9 protein-coding genes are annotated in these 18,342 nt (G+C 66.3%); 2 read left to right on the top strand and 7 right to left on the bottom strand.

The annotated features are described in order from the left end of the window. Positions 1–138: 138 nt before the first annotated feature. Together F7R02_RS04200 and F7R02_RS04195 are read left to right on the top strand one after the other, a co-directional pair. Entirely contained in the window at positions 139–1,299 is a 1,161-nt protein-coding gene (locus F7R02_RS04200; protein ID WP_078590228.1) for a sialidase family protein, read from the top strand. A 355-nt stretch (positions 1,300–1,654) separates the two neighbouring features. Beyond that, complete coding sequence (locus tag F7R02_RS04195) at positions 1,655–3,271, top strand: hypothetical protein (protein ID WP_078590227.1); 1,617 nt, start codon at positions 1,655–1,657, stop codon at positions 3,269–3,271. A 101-nt stretch (positions 3,272–3,372) separates the two neighbouring features. Here F7R02_RS04195 and F7R02_RS04190 read toward each other — a convergent pair whose 3' ends face one another. The 7 genes from F7R02_RS04190 to F7R02_RS04150 form a co-directional block, all read right to left on the bottom strand. Continuing rightward, entirely contained in the window at positions 3,373–4,104 is a 732-nt protein-coding gene (locus tag F7R02_RS04190) for a copper homeostasis protein CutC (protein ID WP_139369159.1), read from the bottom strand. Then, positions 4,101–5,165: a glycosylasparaginase gene (locus F7R02_RS04185; RefSeq protein ID WP_078568239.1), complete on the bottom strand. Its 1,065-nt coding sequence runs from the start codon at positions 5,163–5,165 to the stop codon at positions 4,101–4,103. The genes F7R02_RS04190 and F7R02_RS04185 overlap by 4 nt, the downstream gene beginning before the upstream one ends. Before the next feature lie 1,163 nt (positions 5,166–6,328). Further along, complete coding sequence (locus F7R02_RS04170) at positions 6,329–6,967, bottom strand: GNAT family N-acetyltransferase (protein ID WP_005915136.1); 639 nt, start codon at positions 6,965–6,967, stop codon at positions 6,329–6,331. Positions 6,968–7,198: 231 nt separating this feature from the next. Beyond that, entirely contained in the window at positions 7,199–7,675 is a 477-nt protein-coding gene (locus F7R02_RS04165) for a chemotaxis protein CheW (protein WP_005915138.1), read from the bottom strand. Positions 7,676–7,708: 33 nt separating this feature from the next. Next, positions 7,709–8,896, bottom strand: a complete 1,188-nt coding sequence (locus F7R02_RS04160) for a chemotaxis protein CheB (protein WP_078568240.1) — start codon at positions 8,894–8,896, stop codon at positions 7,709–7,711. A 7-nt stretch (positions 8,897–8,903) separates the two neighbouring features. Then, positions 8,904–16,154, bottom strand: coding sequence for a hybrid sensor histidine kinase/response regulator (locus F7R02_RS04155; RefSeq protein WP_078590226.1), 7,251 nt, complete (start codon positions 16,152–16,154; stop codon positions 8,904–8,906). A gap of 113 nt (positions 16,155–16,267) precedes the next feature. Continuing rightward, complete coding sequence (locus tag F7R02_RS04150; RefSeq protein WP_003482481.1) at positions 16,268–18,304, bottom strand: methyl-accepting chemotaxis protein; 2,037 nt, start codon at positions 18,302–18,304, stop codon at positions 16,268–16,270. Positions 18,305–18,342 lie beyond the last annotated feature (38 nt).

Below are 18,342 nucleotides of genomic sequence, written 5' to 3'. Positions count from 1 at the left end.
GTAGCAGTCGGAGCAGAGCGGCCACATCGCTATGCGTCTGGTGATGCATTTCGACCAAGCCGCCTCGACGGACGGAACACGTGGTATTTAAGAGATAATAAAGAGGTCTCTTTAAACTTGGCACAGGACTGGACCACGATGCATCCGCCACGCCTGCTGAGCCGTCTCATTGCGAGCCTTGCTGCAAGCCTGGGTGCGGTTGCCGCACAGGCGCAATCGCCTGCGTTGCCGCCTTCGCCGATCGTGCTCAGCGAGTTCATCGCCGACCCGGCTCCCACGCCGCAGGCTCACGCCTCCACCTTGCTGGAAACGCGCGATGGTCATCTGCTGGCTGCCTGGTTCGGCGGTGAGCACGAAGGTGCGGCCGATGTCGGCATCTGGCTCGCTCAGCGCGGCCCGCAGCAATGGCAGACCCCACGCCCTATCGCCGATGGCGCACACGCCGGCGTCGATGGCACTGCAGTGCCAGCATGGAATCCGGTGTTGTTCCAATCGGCCACCGGGCCGGTGCAGCTGTACTACAAGCTCGGACCCAATCCGCGCCAATGGTGGGGGCTGCGTCTGCTCTCCACTGACGATGGCGCGCACTGGTCGCCACCGCAGCGGTTGGCCGACGGCATTCTTGGGCCGATCAAGAATAAGCCGGTGCAATTGCCGAACGGTCGCATCCTGGCGCCCAGCAGCAGCGAAGACCGCGGCTGGCGCGCGCATCTGGAATGGAGCGACGACGACGGCGTGCACTGGCAACGCGGCATGCCGCTCAACGACGCGAAGGCGATCGGCGCGATCCAGCCCAGCCTGCTGATGTATCCGGATGGCCGCCTGCAGGCATTGGGCCGCAGCCAGCAAAACAAGCTTTTCAGCACGTTCTCACTCGATGGCGGCCTGCATTGGCAGCCCATGTACTTGCTGGAGGTGGAAAACCCGAACTCCGGCACCGACGCGGTGGTGCTGCACGACGGTCGTGCGTTACTGGTCTACAACCCGGCCATTGCCGGCAAGGACTGGTGGGACGGGCGCGGCACCCTGGCCGTTGCCGTCTCCAACGATGGCGTGCACTGGCAACGCGTGCTGACCCTGGAAGACAGCGCCGGCGATGAATTTTCCTATCCGGCCGTGATCCAGACCCGCGATGGGTTGGTGCATGTCAGCTACACCTGGAAGCGCCGACGGATCAAGCATGTGGTGCTCGATCCCACGCGGTTCGGCGAGTGCAGCCCCTGCCAGGCGCCCGTCCCCACAATGCTGCCTGAGCGCTGCACAACGGCATGCGCCCACGCCGCCGATCCTTCGTCATGATGACGACGACTTCGCCCCTCGGAATTCGCCAATCGCGTTGCATGCCGATCATCGTCATCGAGCGACAGCCAAGAAGAGGAATGCGATGCGACGCGTCGATCAACCACGCCCGCCGGGCACGCCGTTAGGACTGCGGGAGCAGAATGCGTCCGATGCAGATGCGCCCGCGCGCAGTGTCCCACCCGCACATCCCGCGCCCGAGCGCCCTAGCGGCATGCTCGGCGGCCTGACCAGATATGTGCCTGGTGGCCGGTCCGGGCGACCGTCGGCAACGCCTGCCGATGCCGAGACCTCTCGCCGGCCAACCACATCCGCTCCCCCACTTCCCTACGGCGGATCCGGCAGCGCCGCGCGGATGAACGAGGCGGCTGGACATCCTTTGCAAACCCCGGAATTGCCACAGCTCAGCGACATAGAACGCGCTCGCTTCCACTCCGTCACCACCGATTCGCAGCACTTGCGGCCGGTGCGCCCCCGTATGCCACCGACCGTGGGCGCTTCACCATTACGGCGCTCCCCAGCGATTCGCCCTTACCGCGACGTGCTGTCGCAATGGCAACGACACTACAGCGCAGATCGCAATCGCTGGCACAGCGCATGGCGCCAGGCCAACAGCAACAACCCGGAGGTCGAGAGAAGAACGAGCCGGGCGCTGAAGGCGACAACCGACCTGCTGGAGGACGCAACCGCACCGGAGCAGGTCGCGCTGGAGCTGCGCTCAGTTCCGCTGCCGCAATTTCCCGACCAGGCATTCCGTCTTTCTCATCTGCAACACATGACGATCGACGCGGCAGGGTTGATGGAGCTCCCGGACACCATGCAGCAATTTGCGGGCCTGGAAACACTGACGCTGGCACGCAATCCGCTTCGCGCGCTACCTGCATCCATCGCAAGCCTCAGCCGATTACGCGAGCTCTCCATCCGCGCCTGCCCGGAACTGACGGAACTTCCCGAGCACCTGGCAAGCACCGATGCATCCGGCGAGCACCAGGGCTTGGTCAACCTGCAGAGCCTACGGCTGGAACGGACCGGAATCACATCGCTTCCGGCGTCCATCGCCAACCTGCAAAATCTGAAAAGCCTAAAGATACGCAACTCGCCGCTGTCCGCCCTTGGCCCGGCCATCCATCAACTGCCAAAGTTGGAGGAGCTTGATCTGCGGGGCTGCACCGCGCTGCGCAGCTATCCGCCGATTTTCGGCGGCAGTGCGCCATTGAAGCGACTGATTCTGAAAGACTGCAGCAACCTGCTCACGCTGCCACTGGACATTCACCGCCTGACGCAGCTGGAAAAACTCGATCTGCGAGGTTGCGTCAATCTCTCCAGACTGCCCTCGTTGATCGCCCGATTACCTGCCAACTGCATCATCCTGGTGCCGCCGCATCTCCAAGCGCAGCTCGACCAGCATCGTCAGGTTGCGCTCGAACTGAACAAGGTTGCGCTCGAACGCATCGAAGACACCGCACAGGCCATGCTGAGCACGGTCATCGATGAGGAAAGAAATCCCTTTCTGGAAGGTGCCCCATCTTATCTTCCAGAAAAGCGCCCGCCCGGCACTCCCACCACCTTCGGCGAGATTCCGGTATTGCAGAAAATGCTCGAAGAAAGCAGGGATCCCCATTTCCTGCAATGCGTGAGCGACATGGCAGGCCCATCCCCCAGAATCGAAGACGAGAGCGAGGAAGGCCTCCGCCTCCATTACACGAACGTCAGCAACTGGAAGGCGCAGCAGAGCGCGCACCTGGGCATCGTCGATCATCTCGGGCAGTTCGTTTATCACGAAGCAAGCCAGCTCGACGCAGCGTCGCTGGCCAAGGCAGTCCAGATGTGGAAGACCCGCGAGCTGATCGTCAACGCACACCCGCAAGACCGTACATCCTTTCCTGACTTCACGCTGCACATTCCAGAGCAGGTCAGCGACGACGCTGATGACGAACAGCAAACAAGCCCGGCACCTTCACGCGATCAGTAAAGGGCAAACACGAGATGCGCCGTCGCCAATCGAGCATCGCCGTCATGTGCCTGCGCAAGTCAGGCGACGCCTCCCTGGCCGAACGGAGCGTTGCGCGCGTTTCACGCTTGCTGCAACGCGTCCACCATCCGTCGTACCCGCGCGGTATCGGTCCGCTGGTAGTCTCCGCCCAGATCATGGATATAGGGGTGCGGCGACGGCACCTGGGCGGCGATCACGCCACGCGCCGACGCATGGAATTCGTGGGCGCCGGTGTGCTGCCGTAGGGCGCGGATGTTGTGCTCGGAAAGCCCGGCACCGGGCATGATGCCGATGCGCCCGGCTGCCTGCCGCACCAACGCGGCGATGGTGTCGATGCCCTCCAGCGCACTCGCACGTGCGCCCGAGGTCAGCACCCGCTCGCACCCCAGCGCGATTGCATCCTCCAGCACGCGCGACGGGTCGGCACTGACATCGATCGCGCGATGAAATGTCACCCCCAACGACCCTGCTGCCTGCATCAACACGCGCATTGTCGCCAGATCGACCTGCCCATGCCGGTTCAGCGCGCCAAGGACCACGCCATCGCATCCCAGCCGGACGCACTGCTCCACATCGCGGCGCATCACCTCGACTTCGGCGGCGTCGAACACAAAGTCGCCCACGCGCGGACGAATCAGCACATACAGCGGAATCCGCAAACGCTCGCGCACCACCGCCAACGTGCCGAACGACGGCGTCAGCCCGCCGCCATCCAGCCCGCCGCACAGCTCCACGCGCATCGCACCGCCTGCTTGCGCGGCCAATGCCGAGGCCACCGAATCGGCAGCCACTTCCAATCCCAACGCACTCATGTCGCCGGCTCGCTGGTGTAATGGCTCTCGCCAGGCACCAGCAGATCCTGCCGCTGCGCGTCGCACACCGCGTAACTAAAGCCCTTCTGGATCGCGAACGCACCCACTTCGCCGCGCTTGTTCATTGCCAGAAAGCCGACCTGCAATGTGCGCGTCAGCTCCGGCTTGCGACGGATCAGCCGCATCACCACCTCGCGGCAGGCATCGGCGGGCGATTTGCCCTGCCGCATCATTTCCACCACCGCAAAACTGCCGACGTTGCGGATCACCTCCTCGCCCACACCCGTCGAGGTCGCCCCGCCCACGTCGTTGTCCACGTACAGGCCCGCGCCGATGACCGGGCTGTCGCCCACGCGGCCGTGCATCTTCCACGCCATGCCGCTGGTGGTGCATGCACCGGATAGATTGCCGTGCGTATCCAGCGCCAGCATGCCGATGGTGTCGTGATTGTCCTTGCCGCCGGGCAACTTGGCATCGCGCCAGGCGCGATTTTCGACATTGGCTTCGGGCGAATACTTGGAGCTCTTCAACCACTCTTTCCAGGCCGCTTCCGAGCTTGGAGTCAACAGCTTGGTTTTCGGAAAACCCTGTTCGAAGGCGAATTGACGCGCGCCGTCGCCCACCAACATCACGTGCGGGGTTTTCTCCATCACCGCACGTGCCACCGAAATGGCGTGCACCACGTCTTCCAGCGATGCCACCGCGCCGCAATTGCCCAGGTGATCCATGATGCAGGCGTCCAGCGTTACCCGGCCATCGCGATCCGGATAACCGCCCAGGCCGACGGTAGGATTGTTCGGGTCCGCTTCCGGCACACGCACGCCGGCCTCCACCGCATCCAGCGCAATACCGCCGCTGCTGAGAATCTTCCAGGCTTCCTGATTGGCGGCGACGCCGAAATCCCAGGTGGAGATCACCCGCGCCGCACCACGCGGCAGCGCCGTCGGCCGCATGCCTGGCGTGGCGCCTGCCGCGGCTTGCGCGCGGGCGCCCCAGCCGGCCAACCCGGACGCAATCGCGCCTAGCGTGGCGCTCTTGAGGAAGTGACGGCGTTGAAGCATGCGGATGACTCCATGACGGAAACGAGCGGCCGCGCAGTGCGGTACCAGCCTTCCATCATGCGACAGCGTGGCGTGCGGATAAACCTTATTGCGGCGTTGTCGCATGCGGATCCGTGCATAACCCTTGCCTGGCTGGGCTAACCCTGTCTCAGCCGCTGCGTCTCCGATGCATGGATCCGGCTGGCGGCGGGCAACGGACGGTGCCATGCGCGGCCACGCTGGATCGGCGTTGGATCAGGGGATGACGCAGCCAAGGATGTCCTCTTCGTCGCACCCTCATCCGGCGCTGCGCGCCACCTTCTGCCGGTGGAAGAAGGGTTTCAACGCCAGACGCTTGTAGCGAGAGGTCGACCGCATCGCACCAGCCAACGCGGGGGTACCGAAAAAAACTTCCATCCGGTTGACCCCATTCGCCGCACTGGCCCGTTTCATTGACAGAGGCGCAACCTAGGGCTGTCCGGTCGTCCATCCATCCCACCTCGCCCTGCAAAAGATTCCCATGTCACGTGACAGCCTGACTGGGCTCGCCTTGTTGCTGGGCGCCTGCTCGCACGCATCCGCTGCATCGATCAGCGAACGGTCGCGCAGCGAATCTGTGCCACTACCCGCGCAAGTGCGGCGGCCCGGCAAGGCAGCGCAGCGCTCGGAATGCAAGGTCAGCTTGCGGTACCCGTCCGCGCGCGGGCATTGGTAACGCCATCGGCACCCGGTCCGCCGCGCCCCCCATCCAGGCGATGCCGGTCCCGGTCAGCGCGCCACGTCCCGCACCTGTCTGCCCCCCTGCCTCCGCGCCAGACGAGATGCCGCTTAGACGGTGCCGGAGCCGGCGCTAGACGATGCGCAAGCCGCGATGGCGCCGCCCCCACTGCCTGCACCCATCGCCGTGCACAACGACGATGTGCAGGCCAGTGGCGCGCTCGCGGCAGGCACGGATCACAGCGCGCTTGCCCCGCGATGAAGCGACGTTGCTGAAATTTTCCACATCGCCAAGCGATTGGCTGGCGGACCATGCTGTTTCCGGGAGCACGCAGATACCGATCACGCTCCGCATCATGGCGGCCACGCCGACTGCAGCGGCCGTGCAGACCTGGGCGAGACAGTTGCGCAATCAGCTCACATAACGTGGCTGGCCAACGCAGATCGTGCTTGCGCAAGACAGCAATCTAGCCACCGATGGATGACGGATCGAGCTCCCGGGCACTGTGACCTGAAAGCGGCCGACCATCCACCGTGCCTTCGCCGAGAGCGCCGTCGTCGCGCAACCTGCTGGTGAGCACATGATCGCGCCAGTGGCCATTCAACTGCAGATAGCGCCGCGCATAGCCTTCGATCTGAAAACCCAGCCGCTGCAGCACACGCGCACTGCGTAGATTCTCCGGCACGTATTGCGCCATCACCCGGTGCAGGCCGAGTGGGCCAAAGGCAAAGGCAATTCCTTGCGAGGCTGCCCACTGGATCAAGCCGCGTCCCTGCTGCGCCGCGTCCAGGCCATAGCCCATGTGGCACGCCTGGAACGCGCCGCGCTGGATCTGGGTGAACCCGGTGGTGCCGATCACGTGCTCGCCCTGCAACAAGACCAGTTGCAGCTCACGCTCGCCAGGCATCGCGCTGCGGTATGCCACGCACAGGCGGCGCCAACCCTCGACGGTGTAGAACGCGGGCGGCCGCAGCGGCATCGCATCGGCCAGATGGACGCGGTTACGCGTGTGGTAGTCGGCCATTGCGGCCGGATCGACAACGGCCAGATCGCAAAGCACCACGCCATCGGCACGGCGGATCGGCGCAAATCGCGGAAGACTCATGACGGCCGCGCCTCAACCATGCATGTCATCTTGCTGCGAGGTGCATCCGGCTGATGCATACGATCATGCTCCGCAAGCCGTCTCCATAGCAGTGCGTCGTCCGATGCACGAGATGGAGTGCCCGCCTGTCAGCAACACCCTCACTGCGCATCATTCAGAGCACGGCGCCATCCACTGCGCGAGGCGACTGCACCCGCCTGGCAGCGAGCACAGCAGGTGTGCCGCCCGCTCTCAGACGGCAGCGACCGCAAGCGCCTGGCCGACCTGCGCTTCGATGGCGTCCAGGTTCGGCAACAGGGCGCTTTGCTCGCCCAGCAACACGCGCATGTGCACACCGTCGGGCAGCGCATCTTCCGAGGCATCGGCCAGCAGGCCATCGCGCGGCACCGAAATCAGCTGCGGGAACGAGGCCGTCAGCAGCGCGAAATATGGCAACGCCGGGTTGCCGCCCAACGCCTTCAACACGATGACCTTGTTGTTGACCGCGGTGGGCTCTTCGCCCATGCCGCTGAGGCGCGCGAACGACAGCAGCGGCACCTTCCAGCCGTACCAGTCGATGCGTCCGACCACCCAGCGCGGCATGTCGGGCAGCGGCTCGACCGCCACACGCGACATCACCTCGGCCACCGTCGCGTTCGGCAGCAGCACGCGCTCGCTACCGGCCTGGATCAGGACGCCGCGGATTTCGTCGTTATTGGCGTAGCTCATCGCATGATTCCGATTCGAAAGGGAGCGCCCGGCTTATGCCGGCCAACGCTGTGCCAGCGCCTGCGCCAACCGCGCAGGGTCGCCGGTCAGAATGCCTTGCCGCGCCAGACGCGCCGCGGCCGCGGGGTCGTAACAGCCATCGGTGGATTGCCCGGCCAACCAGCCGCCTTGCTCGGCCAATGCCAGCGATGCCTCCACCAGCGCCTCGTTGGCACCGCTGAGCATCAGCACCGCGCTGTCGGCCGGCGGCAGCGCCGCGATCAGCCCGGCCGGATCGGCCGGTGCCACGAACGCCAGCGCGCCGGCATGCTGTTGCACGCCGACCTCGTCGGAGAGCACATACACCTTGCCCGGTGCGACCACTTGTCCCGGTTCACCCAGTTCGACCGGCAACGCAGACACGCGCCCCATCTGCCGCACCAGGTTGCCGTACTGGCCGCCATCCAGGGTCATGCGCACCAGCACCGCGCGCGGGAATTCCGACGGCAATGCGGCCAGCAAGCGACGGATCGCATCCGGCCCACCGATGCCAGCGACGACCAGCACTGCGCCGGTGACGCTGCCGCTGTACTCCAGATCCACCAGCGACAAGCCGCCGGTGGACAGGGCCGCCACGTCGGGTTCGGCGCGCGGGCGCACCACCACGGCCACCTCGTCCACCAGGCCCCAGGTACTGGAATCGCCCAGCGTCGGGCCCGGCTTTTCCACAGCGACCGGTGCCGCCTCATGCATGGAGGCGTGCGAGAACAAGGCATCGCCAGGCACGCTGTCGAACGCATGCGCGGCCGCTTCCAGGTGCTGATCCAGCTGCAGGTCCGAGTGCTGGTGCGCGACCAGCGCCAGACCCGGCTCGGGCTGCAGCGACGGTTCGCTCTCGGTGCCAGGCGGCAGCACGTCGGCATGGCCGTGCAGTTTGGCGGCCAGATGGCGCACCCAACGCTGCGCTTCCCAGCCTTCGCGACGCACCGTCAGTTCGGCCTCGTCGAAGATCACGGTGACGCCAGGCATGTTGAAGGCCGGCTCCAGCGCTTCGAGCGCGTCTTCGATGGACGGTTCGAGTGCCACCAGCACCGCCACCGGCTCGGCGTCGCGCAGCATCTGCACGTCGACCGCCGCTGGCTCGTCTTCCAGCACCACCTGCGCACCGGCCAGGCCAAGCGCTTCGCGCAGGCGCTCGCGCGCCTGACCGGGACGGCCCAGCAAAGCAACCGGAGTTCCCATTGCGCCATTAGTCTCGGACACGGGCGATCCCCAGCAGGTCATACACGTTTCGCATCAGATCCAACTCTTGGTAGGGCTTGCCCAGGTAACGCTGCACGCCGATCTCGAAGGCGCGCTGGCGATGCTTCTCGCCACTGCGCGAGGTGATCATCACGATCGGCACCGCCTTGAAGCGCGGGTCGGCCCGCATCGCGGTCGCCAGCTCGTAGCCGTCCATGCGCGGCATTTCGATATCCAGCAGCATCAGGTCGGGCACGCGCTCTTCGAGCAGTTCCAGCGCCTCGACACCGTCGCGTGCGGTGGACACGTCCAGGTTGTGGCGTTCCAGCACGCGGCTGGTGACCTTGCGCATGGTCAGCGAATCGTCGACCACCATCACCAATGGCACCTGGCGCTGCGCTTCGGCCTGGGTTTCCAGCGACGGACGCGCCGGCTGGGCCAGGAAACGACGGACCAGCGGGGCGACGTCCAGGATCACCACCACGCGGCCATCGCCGGTGATGGTGGCGCCGTAGATGCCCGGCACCGAGGCGATCTGCAGGCCCACCGGCTTGACCACGACTTCGCGGTTGCCCAGCACCTGATCGATGGCCACCGCGGCACGCAGGTCGCCCGCACGCACCAACAGCAACGGCACCTGCGCCTGACCATCGGCACGCGCGGCGGGCTGGCCGACCAACGAGCCGAGGTCGTGCAGCACGTACTCTTCGCCGGCGTAGTGATACCCGCCCTCGCCCGACTCGTAACGGGTGCGCGAGATGCGGCCGATACCGCTGACCGAACCCACCGGCACCGCGAACGTCGTTTCGCCGATGCGGACAAACACCGCCTGGGTGACCGCAAGCGTTTGCGGCAGACGCAAGGTGAAGGTGGCGCCCTGCCCGCGTACCGAGTGGATATCCACCGAGCCGCCGAGCTGACGCACTTCGTTGCGCACCACGTCCATGCCCACGCCACGGCCGGCCAACTGGCTGACCTGCTCGGAGGTGCTGAAGCCGGAGGCGAAAATGAGGTGATCGAGTTCGGCCTCGCTCAGCTCCTGGCCCGATTCGATCAGGCCGCGCTCTTCGCCGCGGCGACGGATCGCCTCGCGGTCCAGCCCGGCGCCATCGTCGGCCACTTCCAGCACGATTTCCGAACCTTCGCGGCGCAGACGGATCGCGATGCTGCCTTCTTCCGGCTTGCCTGCGTCGCGGCGTTGCTCGGGCGTTTCCAGCCCGTGCGCCACCGAGTTGCGCAGCATGTGTTCCAGCGGCGCGACCATGCGATCGAGCACGTTGCGATCCAGTTCACCCTGGGTGCCTTCCAGCACCAGATGCACCTGCTTGCCGGTGTCGCTGGCCGCCTGACGCACCACACGACGCAAACGCGGCACCAGACCGTCGAACGGCACCATGCGCGCGCGCATCAGGCCGTCCTGCAGTTCGGAGCTGACGCGCGACTGCTGTTGCAGCAAGCCGTCGTACTGGCGCGACAGATCTTCCAGCACGCCCTGCAAGCCGCCCAAGTCGGCCGCCGATTCGTTTAACGCACGGCTGAGCTGCTGCAGGGTGGAGAAGCGGTCCAGTTCCAGCGGATCGAAGGTGCGATCGCCCTGGTCCTGTTCGCGCTGATAACGCGCGACGATTTGCGCTTCGGTTTCCAGATCCAGACGTCGCAACTGATCGCGCAGACGAGCGTTGGTGCGATCCAGTTCGCCCATGGCGCCACGGAACGCGCCCAACTGCTGCTCCAGGCGCGAGCGGTAGATCGCCACTTCGCCGGCGTGGTTGACCAGGCGGTCGAGCAGGTCCGCGCGCACGCGCACCTGCTCCTGCTGCACGCGCGGCAGGAAGTCTTCTTCGGCCTGGCCCTCCATCGGAACCGGAGCGGACAGCGGCGCCGGTTCCACCGACGCCTTGGCGATCGCGCGGACATCGGCGTCGCTGGGCGCTGCGGCATTGCGGCCACGGGTACGGGTTTCGAAGGCTTCCACCAGATCGGTCGGCATCGTCACCGCACGGTGCATGCCGGTGCGGGTCAGCAACTGATGCAGGCGGTCGAAGCCCCGCTCGAACAGACGCACGTCGTCGCGATCGATGTCGGTGCGGTTGGCGGCCACGGCTTCGAGCAGCGATTCGATCGCGTGACCGAGATCGCCGATGGCGTTGATGCCGGCCATGCGCGCACCGCCTTTGAGCGTGTGCAGATCGCGTTGCAGTCCGTTGAGGACATCGCGGTCTCCCGGCACTTCGCGCATGCGGGCGATCAGGCCATCGCAATGGTCCAGCAGGTCGCGACCTTCTTCGACGAAGATGTCGACCAGCTCGCCGTCGAGTTGATCGAAGTTCAGCGGGCCGGCATCGAATGCCGCGCCGATATCGTTGCTAGCCGTACCGGCACGCCCCGCATCGTCGACCGGGGCGCTGAACGCAGCGGCGGTGGTGTCTTCCGGCTCGTCGGCACTGCGGCCGGTAGCGTGCTGATCTGCGGAGTCGTCGGCATGCTGATCGGCACCGGCGTGGTCGCTGGCTTCCGTTTGTTCGGCGTGCGCTGCGTGTTCTGCGCTTTCGAACTGTTCTGCGCTTTCGAACTGTTCTGCGCGCTCGGCGTGATCGGCGTGATCGACCACGTCAAACGCATCGACTGCGGCCTGCGCGCCGGCCTGCGCCGCGTCGTCGGAGGTGACAGCCTGCGTGTCGTGCAGCTCCGGCGCAGTGTCCGACTGCGGATCGCCCGCCTCTTCCACCTGATCGGCCGCATGCGCCATTTCGAATGCCTGCACCGATTCGACGGTGTGATCGGGCAGGACGCCGGCATCGGCCTGCGCGGCGCCAACACGGTCGGCGTCTGCGCGCTCTGCTTCGGAATGCTCTGCGTCGGCATGCTCGGCAGCCACATGCTCGGCTTCGGAGTGCTGCGCTTGGGAATGCGCGGTCTCGACGCGCTCGTGATCGGTCGCGTGCTCGGCGTCGCCAGCGTGTTGGTCGGACTGCGCGTGCGTTTGCAGCTGCTCGTCGGCATCGACGTACTGGTCAGACGGCACCTGCTCGTGGACGTGCTGCTGCGCATCGGCAGACGCGCCATCGCCCGAATCCATCTGTTGATTCGCAGACGCATGCGCTTGTGCCTCTGCGTGCTCGCCCAGCTGCGCCGCTTCTTCCAGAGGTTGGTCTTGGCCCGCATCCGGTTCGCCACCCTGCAGCCGTGCCGCATCGCCGTGCTGCGCCGCCTCGTCTACCGGCTGCTCGCCCGCATGTTCCTGCGTGTCGGGTTCGTGGCCAGGCTGATTGGCCGGCACGCTGTCCGGCGCTGCGGTTTCCGGGGTCCAGTCTTCGGCGGTCGTTGCATTGGCGTCATTGGCGTCATCAGCCAACGCAGCGTCGGCGTGCACGGCCTCCGGCGCTTCGATGCTCTCGACCGCCTCGTCAGTGTCTGCCGTAACCTGATCGTCGTGCGCGGGCACATGCTGTGCCTGCGCGTCCACTGCCTGCTCGGCATCGGCTGCAGCCAGCGTCTGCGCACCGCCCAAGGCAGCTTCTGCATCGGCCAACTCGTCTACCGCAATGCCGTCGGCGTGCGTGCTGGTCGCGTCGGCGTCATGCCCGCTGGAGACAACCTCGGCAGACGCCTCACCGGGCTCTGCCGCGTGCTCGCCCGGCGCGTGAGCGTGCGGTGCGGTCTGCGCATGCTGCAGTTCGGTGGCGTCCCAGGCCTCGGCTTCGACCAGCGGCTCGTCGGCCGGCAGGTCGTGTGCATCGATGCCCTGCGATGCGGCCCGGTCTGCCTCTTCGTCTGGCGTAGCATCGCCGTGCGGCGCATCGGCAAGCTGCCCGGATGCGGCGACCGGTACCGGCGCGTCGCCGCTCGATGCGGGCACAGACTCGGCAGAGGCGTGGACATCTTCGTGCACGGCGGCATGGCTGGCGTTGTCGACCGCATGCGGTGCAGGCGCGTCCAGTGCGAGTGCCGAATCACGCTCGGCCTCGGCCTCGGCCAGCTCGTCCACGGCAATCGGCGCGTCGTCCGGCTGCGGCTGCGCGTCTTCGGCATCTTGCGTCGATGCGGGCGCGTCGGACGGCAGCGCGCCGGCATCCAGGTACTGCGACAGATCCTGCGCACCGGTCAGTTCGACCGGGGCATCGCTGCCGTCCACCGTGGCGCCCGGGGCGTCGACATCGTCCAACTCGTCCAGGAACGCCTGCGGCGGCCACTGCGCTTCCGGCAAGGTGTCCACCAGCGCGCGCAAGCGCTCGGTCAACGGTGCGAACGACGGAATCAACGGCGCATCGGCGCGTAGCGCTGTCACCGTGGCGGCAATCGCAGCAGCGGTGGCGGTGAGCGCTTCGAGCCCCTCCGCCGACGGCGTGACAGACGCGGCCAGCAATCGCTTGACGTAGCTTTCGGCCGGCGTCGTCACCAAGGTGATTTCCGGCACGTCGGTCATCGCGAACGCGCCACTCATCGTGTGCACGGCGCGCAGCACTTCTTCGGTCGCCAACTGCGGCTCGGCCTGGCTGGCCTGCAGCCAGCCGTTGACCGTGTCCAGATGCGTGGCGACCTCGGCTTCCAGGATCTCGCGCAGCACGCTGTCCACCGAAGCCGGCGTTCCACCGCTGGCGGCAAACACGCCTGCGGCTGCCGCCGGAATCGCAACGGCGCCGGCCACCGGTGCCGCGGCTGCGGGCACGTAGTAGACCTCTTCGCCAGCAGCAACGCGCTCGGCGATACCCTGGATTTCAGGCAGATCGGCGCTGATGCGGCCCTGGTCGCGCAGCGCGGCATTGAATTGCGGCAACACCGCGTAGGCCAGTTCGACCATTGACACGACCGCCGGGCTGGCAGGCCGCGAATTATCGAGCACGCGGTTGAGCATGCTCTCGATCTTCCAGCTGAACTCGCCGAGCACGCTGGCACCGACCAGACGCCCACTGCCCTTCAGGGTATGGAAGACGCGGCGGATCGGGCGCAGGGTTTCCGGGTTGGTGGGCGCGGCGCGCCACACCGGCAACAGCTGCCCCAGGTTGACCAATTCTTCGTCGAATTCTTCCAGGAACACGTCGCGGATATCGTCGTCGATATCGCTATCGCCAAAACCGCCGAAAATGCCGGCGTCGGCAGCCTCCAGAGCACCTTGGCTGGATACCGGTTCAGCGCTTGCCTGCGCGGGTCGCGCATCGGCTGCCGCTGTCGGTGCCTGCGGGCGCTCCACGTCGAACTGCGCGGCCGCTGCATCGAGCTGGGCCAGGAACGCAGCGGAAGCGTCGTCCAGCTCGAATTCGCTGACCACCGCCTGTTGCACGCGTGGGGCGACCGGCTCGGACGCTGCTTCGGACGGGACGTCCTGCGGCTCCTGTGCCGGCTCGACGAACGGGTCGTCCACTTCCTGAGGCGGACTTGGCGGCGGCGAGAAAGCGTCTTCGATACTGGTCTGCGCGCGACGCGTTGCGTTCTCGGCGATGAACTCCAACGGTGCGTCGGTCTGGTCGGCGTCGCCCGGCAGGTCGATCTGCTCGATCTGCAGCGGCGCGTCCTCGGCAAGCACCGGCTCGGCGGCGTGCTCCTGCTCCAGCGCGCTCAGATCCACCGTGTAGCTGACCTGCGCGGTTTCGTTGCCATCCTGCTCGGCCGATACCGGGTCGAACGTAGAGGTGGCGATCGGCGCGGCCTGCTCGGTGGTTTCCAGGTGCCAGTCACCGGGCGCCTGCGCGCCGTCGTCCGAAAGATCCAGCGGCGCCACGGTGAACGGCACGTGCGACTGGCCGGACACGGTTTCTTCGGCGGCTACCGGGTCGAACGAGAACACCGTATCGGTCGCCGCAGCGCCGGTGTCGTGCACCACGCTGGCAGCGAACGGCGTCTCGACCACGGTTTCGTTCGCCCATTCCAGCGATGGCAAAGACGCGCCGTCGTTGGCGGCCTGCGGCGCGTCCGCGTGCCGCAACGGCGGGGCGGCCGCCGGCTGCGGCTCGGCCGCGCTGCCGGGCTGGTCCGCGCCGACCGGCAAATCGGACGGCTGGCCCGACGGCAGCGGCCAGTAACGCAGCGTTTCCAGGCTGTTACGGGTGATATCCAGAATCTCTTCGCGGCCGGGACGGCGCTCGCGCAGGGCTTCCAGGTAGTACTCCAGGCTGGCCATCGCGTCGGCCAGGGTGTCCAGCTGGCGTCCGCTGGGCACGCGCTGCTTGCCGATCAATTCCAGATCGACGTAGCGACGCACGCCTTCCAGATAATCGGCGGCCTGGGGCAGCTCGAGGATGCGCAACGCACCGCCGACTTCGCCGAGCAGGTGCGGTACCTCGGCCAGACGCGCATGGTCCCAGTTGGTTTCGATGAAGGCGACGAAATGTTCGCGCGCCGCACCGAAGTTGGCGATCGCCTCTTGCGCCAGCACATCGACCGTGCGGCGTACTTCCGAGGAGTTGGCGCTGTTGCTGACTTCGGTGCCGTCGCCAGGGTCGGCGCCGAGGCTGGCCACCTGATCGTCCAGCGATGCATCCACGTACAGCAGCGCGCCGGCAATATCCAGCAGCACGCTTTCGTCCATCTGGGTCTGACCATCGACCACGCGTGCCAACGCATCGCGCTGCTGCACGACGACGCTGCGCGCCACGCCCAAGCCCATCATGCCGAGGGTGTCGGCAACGCTCCCCAGATCGTTGACCTGGGTCTGCAGCTCGGCGATCTCGCCGCCGGTGCGCAGATGCAGGTCCAGCGCGTCCTTGACGCGCAGCAATTCTTCCTTGACCGCATTGCCGACGGTGTCGAGCAGCTCGCGATTGCGCCCGCTCAGACTGCCGCGCGCATGATCCAGCTCGGCCTCGGTGGCAACACCGGCCTGCGGGTCGAACGCGAACAGCACGCTCTCGTTGAGACCTGGCTGGCCACGGGTGGCGCGGATCTCATTGAGCAGCGGCAACAACACGATCGGAATGTCGCGGTGCCCGTTCTGCAAGCGCTCCAGGTAATCGGGCAGCAGGACGGTGCCGCGCATCAGCATCGCGCAGGCTTCATCGCGATCGGCGACCTCGCCCACCTGCACGGCCTGGGCCAGCAGCTCGAGCTCTTCGGCCACCATCGCCGGCGCATACAACTCGACCATGCGCAGCGTGCCCTGCACCTGGTGCAGGTAGCCGGCGCAGAACCGCATCCGACTGGTATCGGACGGTTCTTCGGCAAAATATTCGATCTCGTTGCGCGCCTGGCGCAACGTCTCGTCCAGCTCTGGCTTGATCCAGCCCAGTGCGGCGTGACTCATCGCATCGCGAAGCGCACTCATTGCAGCCCCCTGACTACGACCGACTCGCCGCCAGCGCGGCAACCGGTCACTTCCTGCATCGACGTAACGCTACTACGCGCCATCTGCTGATCCTTTCCCGTTCCGCGTCGTGGTCACGCCGGCAGCTTGAAGTCGGCGACCGAACGGCGCAGATCGGCAGCGAGCTGAGCCAGGTTGCCGATCGATTCGGCCGTCTGCTCCGCACCCTGCGATGTCTGGCTGGTGATCTGTCGGATCACGCCCATGGTCTGTGTAATATCCGTCGCTGCGGCCGACTGCTGGTGCGCAGCGATGGAGATGTTCTTAATCAGGTTGTTCAAGGCGTTGGACACGCGCTCGATTTCGGTCAGCGCGGTGCCGGCGTCTTCGGCCAGGCGCGCACCGGACACCACTTCGGACGTGGTCTGTTCCATCGAACTGACCGCTTCGTTGGTATCGGCCTGAATGGTCTGCACCAGACCTTCGATGCGTCGGGTCGCACTGGAGGTGCGTTCTGCCAGGCGCTGCACTTCGTCGGCCACCACAGCGAAACCGCGACCGGCTTCGCCGGCCGACGCTGCCTGCACCGCGGCGTTGAGCGCCAGGATGTTGGTCTGCTCGGAAATGTCGTTGATCAGTTCCACGATCGAGCCGATCTCCTGCGAGGATTCGCCCAGCCGCTTGATGCGCTTGGAGGTTTCCTGGATCTGGTCGCGGATCTGGTCCATGCCCTGAATCGTCTCGCGCACCACGCCGGCACCCTCGGCAGCGATGACCACCGAGCGCTGCGCCACTTCGGCCGACTCGGTGGAGTTGCGCGACACCTGTTCGATGCTGGCAGCGATTTCGCTGATGCGCTCGGAGGCAGTCGTGATCTGGTTGGCCTGCTGGCCGGCCGCTTCGGCCAGTTGCATGGCCGTGGCCTGGGTTTCCTGGGTCGACACGGCCACCTTCGCGGAGGTGTCGTTGATGGTGGTCACTAGGTGGCGCAGTTCGTCCACGGCGTAATTGATCGCGTCCGCGATGGCGCCGGTCATGTCCTCGGTCACCGAGGCCTTCACGGTCAGGTCGCCCTCACCGAGCGAGCTGATTTCGTCCAGCAACCGCATAATCGCCTGCTGGTTGCGGCTGTTGAATTCCACCTGCGACTGGTAGCGCACGTCCTGCTCGCGGGTCCGCACGCGCACCGAGCTCCACACGAAGCCGATGATCGCCAGCAGCGCGACCAGGCCGGACACCACGCCCAGCCAGAAGTTCGGGAACAGACGCGTATCGCGCACCGAACCGAATGCCGAGAACGCATCGAAGAGCTTCTTGCTGTCTTCGAGCATCTTGCCGGAGCCGGCTGTCAGTGCGGCGGCCGAGGACTGTGCGGCGAACAGGTTGCGCGAGCTGGCGAGGATGGCGTCGACGTCTTTCTTCATCGTCGTCCACTGCGCCTGCGACTGCTCCAGCGCCGACAACGCGGCCGGGTTGCGCACCGCGGCGATGCCGAGTTCTTCGTTGCCTGTGCGCAGGCCTTCGAGCATCTGCGTGAACACCACCGAATCGCGTGCCAGTGCGTCGCCCGAGGCGGCTGCATTGGCGCCACCGGCGCGCATTTCAGTGACCCGGCGTGCCATGGTGCCGGCGACCACCACCTGCTGCAGCGTGTTGTAGATCTGCGAGGCAGGCGCGCCGCTGACCGTCATCGCGCGCACCACTTCGTTCAACTGCGCCTGCAACTGCGGCACGCTGCCGGAGAAGCGTTCGGCGTTGCCGGCCAGACCGAGCACCGCCGGCTCGCTGGCGATGACCTGATCGGCGTTTTTGCTCAGCGGCACCCAGGTCGCCTTGAGCTGCGCCATCGAGCTGGCGATCGAGCTTTCCTGGCCGTAACGGCCATCCAGCTCGCTGACCGTGCCGTCGATGCGGCCCTTGGTTTCCTTGAATGCGGCGAAGGCCTTGGCGTCGCCGGACACCGCTTCGCGGCCCTGGTTGGCCAGCTGCTGCGAAAGCACCTGCAAGTCGGCAGCGCCGGTGCCGGCACCGGCAAGACGACTGCCCTGCCAAGTCGCGACGCCGGTGTTGGCGCCAAACACGATCATCGACAACACCAGCAAGCCGAGCCAGAAGCTGGTGCTGACGCTGCCGAGCTTGTTGGTCTTGCGGGCGTCCGGGGCGGTACTCATGGTTCGACCTCGATCTGTATGACGTGGCGGGGTCGCGG

Origin of the sequence: Xanthomonas cissicola (assembly GCF_008801575.1) — a bacterium.
GTDB lineage: Bacteria > Pseudomonadota > Gammaproteobacteria > Xanthomonadales > Xanthomonadaceae > Xanthomonas > Xanthomonas cissicola.
The sequence above is the reverse complement of the archived record's forward strand: the minus strand, read 5'-3'. Positions and strand labels throughout refer to the sequence as shown.

Coding starts and splice junctions, on each gene's coding strand:
- F7R02_RS04185 (WP_078568239.1), bottom strand. CDS start 5,165: ATGCTTCAACGCCGTCACTTCCTCAAGAGCGCCACGCTAGGCGCGATT.
- F7R02_RS04200 (WP_078590228.1), top strand. CDS start 139: ATGCATCCGCCACGCCTGCTGAGCCGTCTCATTGCGAGCCTTGCTGCA.
- F7R02_RS04155 (WP_078590226.1), bottom strand. CDS start 16,154: ATGAGTGCGCTTCGCGATGCGATGAGTCACGCCGCACTGGGCTGGATC.
- F7R02_RS04170 (WP_005915136.1), bottom strand. CDS start 6,967: ATGAGTCTTCCGCGATTTGCGCCGATCCGCCGTGCCGATGGCGTGGTG.
- F7R02_RS04190 (WP_139369159.1), bottom strand. CDS start 4,104: ATGAGTGCGTTGGGATTGGAAGTGGCTGCCGATTCGGTGGCCTCGGCA.
- F7R02_RS04150 (WP_003482481.1), bottom strand. CDS start 18,304: ATGAGTACCGCCCCGGACGCCCGCAAGACCAACAAGCTCGGCAGCGTC.
- F7R02_RS04195 (WP_078590227.1), top strand. CDS start 1,655: ATGAACGAGGCGGCTGGACATCCTTTGCAAACCCCGGAATTGCCACAG.
- F7R02_RS04160 (WP_078568240.1), bottom strand. CDS start 8,896: ATGGGAACTCCGGTTGCTTTGCTGGGCCGTCCCGGTCAGGCGCGCGAG.
- F7R02_RS04165 (WP_005915138.1), bottom strand. CDS start 7,675: ATGAGCTACGCCAATAACGACGAAATCCGCGGCGTCCTGATCCAGGCC.